Raw genomic sequence first — 8594 nt, 5'->3', positions numbered from 1 at the left:
CCCCCCCCGGGGATCCGACGAGCGCGACGACGGTCAGCCCGTCTCGTCGCCGTCGTAGGGTCGGGGCATGGACGCCCTGCACGAGCTGACCGCTGTCGAGCTGCGCGACCGGCTCCGCGCCGGCGAGCTCACCCCGGCCGAGGTGACCGAGCACTTCCTGGCCCGCATCGCGGCCCGCAACGACGAGCTCGGCGCGTTCTCCCGGGTGACCGCGGACCTGGCGCGGGAACGCGTCGCGACGCTCGGGCCGCCGTCGGGCACCCTGTGGGGGATGCCGACGGGCGACAAGGACCTGTTCGCCCGCGCCGGTGTGCCGACGGGGTTCGGCTCGCGGGCGCTGGCCGGGTTCGTGCCGGAGGTCTCCGACGGCGTCGTGCTCGATCTCGACGCGGCGGGCACGGTCAGCCTCGGGCGCACCACCGCGCCTGAGCTCGGCTTCCCCGCCTACACCGAGCCGCTCGCCGGGCCGGTCGCACGCAACCCGTGGGACCTCGAGCGTGGCGCGGGCGGGTCCAGCGGCGGTGCGGCCGTCGCGGTCGCGGCCGGGATGCTGCCCTTCGCGCCCGGGTCCGACGGCGGTGGTTCCGTCCGGATCCCGGCCGCGGCCTGCGGCGTGGTCGGGCTGAAGCCCTCGCGCGGGTTGCTGCCGTCGGGCTCGGGCGTCGAGGCGCCGGGCGGGCTCGTGACCAACGGGCCGCTCGCCCGCACCACCGCGGACACCGCGCTGCTGCTGGAGGGCATGCTGGCCCGGCGGGCCGACGGCCGGGTGGCGCACCCGTACACGCTCCGCACCGAGGCGGCGAGCCCGGGAGCGTACCTGGCGGCGGCCCAGCGGGGCGAGGTGGCCGGGGCCGACTGCGGGCAGGGCGGGGCGCACGGGCGCGGCGCCCGGTTCCGGCTCGGCGTGACGACCTGGTCCGCCTGGGACGACTACTACGAGATCGCCGTGAGCCCGGGGGCGACGGCGGCCCTGGACGCCGGGGTCGCGGCGCTGGCCGGGCTCGGGCACGAGGTGGCGGAGCACCGCTGGGACCCGGCGCCGGAGTACGGCGACGCGTTCCGCAGCCTGTGGATGGGCGGCGCGTCCGCGGTGCCCATCGACGACGAGGCCGCGCTGGACCGGCTCGAGCCGCTGACCCGGTGGCTGGTCGGGCGGGGCCGCGAGGTGCCCGCCCGCGAGCTGGTCGAGGCGCTGCGGACCCTCTCGGCGTTCGAGCGTCGGCTGATCGCCGGGATGGGCGACCTCGACGCGGTGGTCACCCCCGCGCTGGCGATGACGCCGCGGCCGGTGGGGTGGTACGACGCCGAGGACCCGGACCGCAACTTCCGGCAGCAGTGCCAGTACACGCCGTTCACCTCGTGGCTCAACGTGGCGGGGCTGCCGGCGATCACGGTGCCGACGCAGTGGACCGACGACGGCCTGCCGATGGGGATCCAGATCATCGGCCGGCCTGGCGGCGAGCTGACGCTGCTGGCCCTGGCCGCTCAGCTCGAGGACGTGCTGCGCTGGCCGGAGAGGCGCCCACCGGTCTGGTGAGCGGTTCTACTTCGACGCGGTCGGCACTACTTCGACGCGGTCGGCACTACCTCGGCGCGCGCGGCACTACCTCGGCGCGCGCGGCACTACCTCGGCGCGGGCAGGCCGGTGGTCAGCCCGCGGAGCTGGTCGCGGAGCCGGTCCACCGCCTCGTCGCCCAGCTCCTCGCGCCAGCGGTCGGTCAACCGCTCGCTGACCTGGGTCGCCGCCCGGCAGTACTCGGCGCCGTGGCCGGTCAGCGTGACGCGGCGGGCCCGGCGGTCGCCGGGGTCGGGCGCGGTGACGACGTACCCGAGCCCCTCCAGCTCGCGGACCACGCCGGTCATCGCCTGACGGGTCACCCCGGCCTGCTCCGCGAGGGCGCTGATCGTGGTGCCGTCCGGGTCGAGGTGCACGAAGACCGGCACGTGCACCCGCCGGATCTCGGGGTACCCCTGGGCGGCCACCTCCGCGAGCGTCGCGGCGACGACGGCGTCGGCGGCGGCCAGCAGCAGGAAGCCGAGGTCGTCGCGGGCGCCCGCCGAGAACCGGCGCAGCTCCTCATCGAACACGATGCGCAACCCCCTTGACAATATAGGCAAGCCGGTTGACGATCATGCCACCACTCTACGACGGCAGGAGACCCCATGAGCACCGACGCGCGGCCCCCGCAGGACCAGCACCCCGCCCTCGGCACCACCCTGCCCCCGCTGACCCTCGTGTCCGCCGACGGGGAGCGCCGGCAGCTCGACGACGTCGTGGCCGGGCGCGCCGCCGTCGTGCACTTCATGCGGTCCGCGACCTGCCCCGTGTGCCTCGCGCACGCGGCGCAGGTCCAGCGCATGCACGACGCCGGCGAGCTCGCCGGTGCAGCGTTCCTGCTGCTGGCACCGGGCAGCGCGGCGGAGGCGGCCACGGCCGCCGGGCGTGCGGCACGCAGGTCTCCGCTGGCCGAGGTGTGGGCCACCGGCGACCACGCCGACGCGGGCCTCCGGAAGGTCGCGCTGCTGCAGCACAGCGGCACGTTCGTCCTCGACGACAGCGGCGTGGTGCGGTCCGCGCGCACGTCGGCGCTGCCGGTCTCGAGCTTCGCCGCGGACGAGGTCCGCGCGGCCCTCGCGGCACCGACCGTCTGAGCAGGCTCCGGGCTCAGGCGTCCTCGGGCAGGCAGCCGAACGCCTCGTCGCCGCCGGGGCCGGCGGTGGCGAGCAGACCCTCGAGCCCGGAGCCCTCCGGCACGGGGCGCGGGTCGTCGACCACGATCCACAGGCCGTCGACGACGTCGTAGCGCGCCTGCGGGCCGTCGGCCACCAGGGCGCCCACGGCCGCGACCAGGCGCTCGACCTCCTCGCCGGCCGTGCCGACGCCCACGGACGACCGGACCGCCCCCGCGCCGTACCCGAGCCGGGAGAGCAGCGGGTGCGCGCAGAACCGGCCGTCGCGCACGCCGATGCCGTGCTCGGCCGACAGGTAGGCCGCGACCTGGCCGGGCTCGTACCCGGCGACGGTGAACGTCACGACCCCGACGGCGTCGGCGGCGTCGGGCCAGAGCCGCACGACCTCGACGCCCTCGATCGCCTCCAGCCCCCCGACGAGCCGTCGGCGCAGTGCGTCCTCGTGCCCGCGCAGCGCGTCCGCGTCGACGTCGGCCAGCGCCTCGCAGGCTGCGGCGAGCGCCACCGCGCCGAGCACGTTGGGCGACCCGGCCTCGTGCCGCGCGGGCCCGTCGTGCCACTCGGTCCCGTCCACCCGCACGCTGCGCACGGCGCCGCCGCCCGCGAGGTAGGGCGTGCCGGCGTCGAGCCAGTCACGCCGGCCCACCAGCACCCCGGCGCCGAACGGCGCGTACGTCTTGTGCCCGGAGAACGCGAGGTAGTCGACGCCGGTCTCCGCCAGCGAGAAGCGACGGTGCGGCACGAGCTGGGCACCGTCGAGGAGCACGCGGGTGCCCACCGCGTGCGCGGCCTCGACCAGGTCCGCCACCGGCAGCACCTCGCCGGTGACGTTGGAGGCCCCGGTCACGGCCAGGAGCGCGTACCCGTGCCCGACGGCGGCACCCGCCGTCAGCTCGTCGCGCAGCGCCGCGACGGTGGCGGCGGCCGTCTCACGGCCGGTCAGCACGGTCGCCCGGGCGGACCGCTGCCAGGGCAGGAAGTTCGCGTGGTGCTCGACGTCGAGGACGAGCACCCGGCCGGGCTCGCCGTCGTCGGCGGCCGGCAGGCAGCCCGCGAGCAGGTTGAGCGCGTCGGTGGTGTTGCGCACGATCAGCGTGGCGTCGTCGTCCCGCGCGCCGACGAACTCGCCGATGGTGCGCCGGGCGGTCTCGTAGAGGGAGGTCGAGACCTGGGACAGGTAGCCGGCGCCGCGGTGCACGGAGGCGTAGAGCGGCAGGGTGCGGGTGACGCGGTCGGCCACGGCCTGCAGGGCGGGGGCCGACGCGGCGACATCGAGGTTCGCGTACGGGACGCGGCGACCGTCGACCAGCGGGGCGGGCGTGTCGTGGCCCACCACCGGCAGGACGGGCGCGAGCTGCGCGACGACGGCGTCGGCGTCGGTACAGGCGGGGGTCTCGGCGAGAGCGGTCATGCGGTCCTCCTCAGTGTCCCGGGGAGCGACCTCCCCGCGCTTGCCCGACGCCGGACGGCGCGGAGCCAGGTCGTCACCCGGGGCACCCCGCCGCGAGGGGAGGGTTGCCGGCCAGCGAGCCGGGGCTTCGCGCTGGCGCTCATGACCTGTCGCCATGGTCACCGGCGCGCGACGACGGTGTCAACACGTGGGCGCGTCGTCTCAGGATGCGGTCATCTTGGGCCAGGATCGACGATCCGTTCGCCGGGCGCCCACGAGGTGAGACCGGCGTCCCGCGCACCGGACGCCGTGTCGTACGATCGCGGAGACCATCCCGAGCGGCCGAGTGACGTGGCACGTCGACGCCGCAGCAACCCGCGGGACCGGGCCGCCGCCGTCGAGCCTCGCGCGAGGCAGGCGCCAGCGGCGCGGGACCGGACGTGGGTGCTACCGCCACGACCGATGGGAGGAGTGCCATGACTGCACCGCTCGAACCACCGACCGAACCGCCGTTCGAACCGCGCCCCGCGCAGGGCTACGCCGGAGACATCACCCCGCAGCAGGCGTGGGACCTGCTCGCCGCCGACCCGGACGCCGTCCTGGTCGACGTCCGCACGGACGGCGAGTGGCGCACCGTCGGCGTCCCCGACGTCGGCGAGCTCGGCAAGGACACCGTCTTCAGCCAGTGGGTCACCGCGGACGGGCGCCCCAACCCCGCGTTCCTGGCCGAGCTGGAGACCGCGGGCGTCGGCCCCGACCGTCCGGTGGTGTTCCTGTGCCGCTCGGGGCAGCGCTCCATCGGTGCGGCCCGGCTGGCCACGTCCGCCGGCATCGGCCCGTCGTACAACGTCCTCGAGGGCTTCGAGGGTGCGCCGGGCTTCGGTGGGGTCCGCGACCAGCAGGGCTGGAAGGTGCGCGGCCTCCCCTGGGGCTCCTACGACGAGGCCACGGCGTGACCGGCACCGAGATCCCCACGGGCCCGGGCGCAGACCCGGCCCGCTCCGGAGGCTCCGGCCGCGGCCCGCTGCCCGACGGCGTCCGGCCGGCCACCCTCGCGGTGCGCGGCGGTCACCGGCGCTCCGACTTCGAGGAGATGTCCGAGGGCATCTTCCTCACCCAGGGCTACACGTACGGCTCCGCCGCCGACGCCGAGGCGGCGTTCGCCGGCGAGACCTCGCGGTTCATGTACTCGCGCTACGGCAACCCCACGGTGCGCACCTTCGAGGAGCGGCTGCGCCTCGTCGAGGGCGCCGAGGCCTGCTACGCGACCGCCAGCGGCATGTCCGCGGTGTTCACCACGCTGGCGGCACTGGTGTCCAGCGGCTCGCGCATCGTCTCCGCCCGCGCCCTGTTCGGCTCGACCAACGTCATCTACGACGAGATCCTCGCCAAGTGGGGCGTCCAGGTCGACCTCGTCGACGGGCACGTGCCCGAGCAGTGGGAGCAGGCCCTCGCCACCGGAGCCGACGTCGTGTTCTTCGAGACGCCGTCGAACCCCATGCAGGACCTCGTGGACGTGCGCCGCGTGTCCGAGCTCGCCCACGCGGCCGGGGCCGTCGTCGTCGTCGACAACGTGTTCGCCACGCCGATCCTGCAGAAGCCCTTCGAGCTCGGCGCCGACGTCGTCGTCTACTCCGCGACCAAGCACATCGACGGCCAGGGTCGCGTGCTCGGCGGGGCCATCCTCGGCTCCGAGGAGTTCCTGTCGGGGCCGGTCCAGACGTTCCTGCGGCACACCGGACCGTCGCTCAGCCCGTTCAACGCCTGGGTGCTGCTCAAGGGGCTCGAGACGCTGGACGTGCGCGTCCGCGCCCAGAACGCGGCCGCCCTCCAGGTCGCCCAGGCCCTGGAGGGCCACGCGGAGGTCGCGCGGGTGCTCTACCCGTACCTGCCCTCGCACCCGCAGCACGAGCTGGCGCTTTCCCAGCAGAGCGGCGGCGGCACCGTCGTCACCGTCGAGCTCGCGGTGCCCGACGGCGCCACCCCGGACGAGGCGAAGCAGCGCGCCTTCCGCTTCCTCGACGCCCTGCGGATCGTGGACCTGTCCAACAACCTCGGCGACGCCAAGTCGATCGTCACGCACCCGGCGACCACCACGCACCGCAAGCTCGGCGCGGAAGGGCGCGCCGCCGTCGGGATCGGGGAGGCGACCGTGCGGTTGTCGGTCGGGCTCGAGGACCCGCTGGACATCATCGAGGACGTGGACCAGGCGCTGCGGGCCTAGCCCGCACGGAGCGGCACCGGCGGCCGCTCAGCCGCGGAACGCGGCGACGGCGCGGTGCAGCGCGACCGCGGACGCCGCCGAGACCAGCTCCTCGCTCGCCTCCGGCGGCTCCCGCCGGACCCGCCCGTCGAAGTCCTGCACCGCCTCCTCGAAGCGGTCGACCAGGGGCCCGCGCTCGGTCCCGCGGACGTCCGCCCGCAGGACCTCGACGAGGCCGCGCAGAGCCCGCACGAGCGAGGCCCGCAACCCGTCGCCGAGCTCGACCGGCTCGGCGGCGTCGACCAGCAGGCTCGTCAGCTGGTCCACCGAGGCGACCACCGTCTCGAGCTCGCGGATGCGCACCTGCTGCCCGTCGGCCCAGCGGCGGTGCCGCCGCACGCGAGGGTTGCCTCGCTCCGCCTCGCGGGTGTGGCCGCTCTCGTCGCGTCCCAGGTCGAGCGCCCGTCGCAGCGTGTGGCGGCGTCGGTTCCAGTCGTCGACCGACGGGTCCTGCCGGGCGTCCAGCTCGTTCGCGAGGTCCTCGGTCACGTCCGCCAGCACGGTGCTCAGCCGGTCGAGCGCGTCCTCGGTGGGTGTGAGCCGCAGGGGCGGCATCGCCAGGTTCACACCGATGCCGACGACGGCACCCGCGGCGACCAGCCCGGCGAACGACCCCACGTACTCCAGCGCGTCGGCGTTGCCGAGGATCAGCACGAAGATCGCCGACGTCGCGACCCACGTGCCCATCTCCCCGAAGAACCGCCAACCGGAGATGAGCAGCGACACCCCCACGACGACGGCGACCGACGGCGCTCCCGGGGACAGGAACGCGTCGGCGGCGCGGGCGATCCCTGCACCCGCCAGCACGGCGGCGGTGACCTGGAGCGAGTCCCGGACGGAGCGCACCAGGGTGCTCGTGGTCGCGATCACCGCGCCGAGCGGCGCGTAGTAGGGGTACTCCGACAACGGAGCGGGGGCGAGCACCCCGACGAACCAGGCGATGCCCGCGGCGATCGCGCCGCGTGCGGCCAACGACCAGCGCGGGTGCCGCAGCCACGTGCGGTGCAGGGTGCTGATCGGGCCCGTGGTCGTGCGTCCGCCCACCGGGGTCCCTCCTCTCGTCGTCGGCCCCCTGCCTCGCCCTGATCGTGGGCACGTCGACGGGTCGCCGCATCCGGAGCCCCGGCGGCAGCGGCAGCGGCGTGATGCTCGCCCTACCCGTACCGGGAAGTCCTGGGGCGCCCCGACGGTTGCTCCTGGCGATGAGCACCTCACCCTCCCTCTCCGTCCTGGACCTGGTCCCCGTCCGCTCCGGGCAGACGAGCGCCCAGGCGCTGGCCGCCTCGCTCGCCCTCGTGGAGCGTGCCGACGAGCTCGGCTACGAGCGCTACTGGTTCGCCGAGCACCACAACATGGCCGCGGTCGCCGCCTCGACACCGCCGGTGATGATCGCCGCCGCGGCGGCTCGGACCTCGCGAATCCGGGTCGGGTCGGGCGGCGTCATGCTCCCGAACCACGCCCCGCTGGTGGTCGCCGAGCAGTTCGCCGCCCTGGAGGCCCTCGCACCGGGGCGGATCGACCTGGGCATCGGCCGCGCGCCGGGCTCCGACCCGGTGGTGACGGCGCTGCTGCGGGCGTCCGGACCGACGTCGGACGTCGAGAGGTTCCCCGAGCACGTGCAGAACATCCTCGCGCTCATGGAGCCCGACGGCGCCCGGCTGCGCCTGACCGACGGCAAGATCTACGACGTGCGCGCCACGCCGGCGGCCACCGGTTCCCCGACCGTGTGGCTGCTCGGCTCGAGCGACTACTCCGCCCGGCTCGCCGCGGAGCTCGGGCTGCCCTACGTGTTCGCCAACCACTTCTCCGGAGCCGGCATCGACCAGGTGCTGGCCCTGTACCGCGACGGCTACCGGCCGAGCGACGCGCACCCGGAGCCGCGCACGTTCCTCACCGTCAACGCCGTCGTGGCCCCGACGGCCGACGAGGCGCACGAGCGCGCGCTCCCCCAGCTCCGGGCGATGGCCCGGCTGCGCACCGGCCGGCCGATGGGACGCGCCGAGACGGTCGAGGAGGCGCTCGCGACGCCGCTGGACGGGCTCGGCCAGCAGATGATCGACGACATGCGGTCCCGCTGGGTGATCGGCGAGCCCGAGGCCGCCCGCCAGGAGATCGCAGACCTCGCAGCACGACGCGGGGTCGACGAGGTCATGGTCGTCCCGGTGGCCGGCACGTACGCGGGCGAGCCGCTGGACGCCACTCCGGGTCGGGTGCGCACGCTGGAGCTCCTCGCGGACTGACCGCCCCGGT

At 75.5% G+C, this 8594-nt stretch carries 8 protein-coding genes and 1 riboswitch; of the genes, 5 read left to right on the top strand and 3 right to left on the bottom strand.

Features of this window, described 5'->3' with window-relative positions; translation table 11 throughout:
- The first annotated feature begins 67 nt into the window (after positions 1-67).
- Positions 68-1537 carry an amidase gene (locus MWU57_RS11670; RefSeq protein WP_246909352.1) on the top strand — a complete coding sequence of 490 codons (1470 nt, stop codon included), beginning with the start codon at positions 68-70 and terminating at the stop codon, positions 1535-1537.
- A gap of 86 nt (positions 1538-1623) precedes the next feature.
- On the opposite strand, the gene MWU57_RS11665 is transcribed toward MWU57_RS11670, so the two are convergent.
- Positions 1624-2088 carry a MarR family winged helix-turn-helix transcriptional regulator gene (locus MWU57_RS11665; protein ID WP_246909350.1) on the bottom strand — a complete coding sequence of 155 codons (465 nt, stop codon included), beginning with the start codon at positions 2086-2088 and terminating at the stop codon, positions 1624-1626.
- Between the two features lie 75 nt (positions 2089-2163).
- On the opposite strand from MWU57_RS11665, the gene MWU57_RS11660 reads away from it, so the two are divergent.
- The gene (locus MWU57_RS11660; protein WP_246909348.1) at positions 2164-2652 is read left to right on the top strand and encodes a redoxin family protein; all 489 of its coding nucleotides are present in this window, start codon (positions 2164-2166) and stop codon (positions 2650-2652) included.
- 13 nt (positions 2653-2665) lie between these two features.
- Here the strand turns inward: MWU57_RS11660 and MWU57_RS11655 are convergent, their stop codons facing one another.
- Complete coding sequence (locus MWU57_RS11655; protein ID WP_246909345.1) at positions 2666-4102, bottom strand: aminotransferase class V-fold PLP-dependent enzyme; 1437 nt, start codon at positions 4100-4102, stop codon at positions 2666-2668.
- Positions 4103-4133: 31 nt separating this feature from the next.
- Positions 4134-4249, bottom strand: a riboswitch (SAM riboswitch).
- Positions 4250-4557: 308 nt separating this feature from the next.
- Here MWU57_RS11655 and MWU57_RS11650 point away from each other — a divergent pair.
- Positions 4558-5037 (top strand): rhodanese-like domain-containing protein, encoded by a 480-nt coding sequence (locus tag MWU57_RS11650; protein WP_246909344.1) that lies wholly within the window; start codon positions 4558-4560, stop codon positions 5035-5037.
- On the top strand, positions 5034-6305 hold the full coding sequence (locus tag MWU57_RS11645; RefSeq protein WP_374108548.1) for an O-succinylhomoserine sulfhydrylase: 1272 nt from the start codon (positions 5034-5036) through the stop codon (positions 6303-6305). Before MWU57_RS11650 ends, MWU57_RS11645 begins: the two co-directional genes overlap by 4 nt.
- 27 nt (positions 6306-6332) lie before the next feature.
- Here MWU57_RS11645 and MWU57_RS11640 read toward each other — a convergent pair whose 3' ends face one another.
- Positions 6333-7388, bottom strand: coding sequence for an aromatic acid exporter family protein (locus MWU57_RS11640; RefSeq protein WP_246909342.1), 1056 nt, complete (start codon positions 7386-7388; stop codon positions 6333-6335).
- Positions 7389-7546: 158 nt separating this feature from the next.
- Here MWU57_RS11640 and MWU57_RS11635 point away from each other — a divergent pair, with 158 nt between their 5' ends.
- Entirely contained in the window at positions 7547-8584 is a 1038-nt protein-coding gene (locus tag MWU57_RS11635; RefSeq protein ID WP_106264585.1) for an LLM class flavin-dependent oxidoreductase, read from the top strand.
- Positions 8585-8594: the final 10 nt, after the last annotated feature.

It is taken from the genome of Isoptericola sp. S6320L (assembly GCF_023015685.1).
GTDB lineage: Bacteria > Actinomycetota > Actinomycetes > Actinomycetales > Cellulomonadaceae > Isoptericola > Isoptericola halotolerans_A.
The sequence above is the reverse complement of the archived record's forward strand: the minus strand, read 5'-3'. Positions and strand labels throughout refer to the sequence as shown.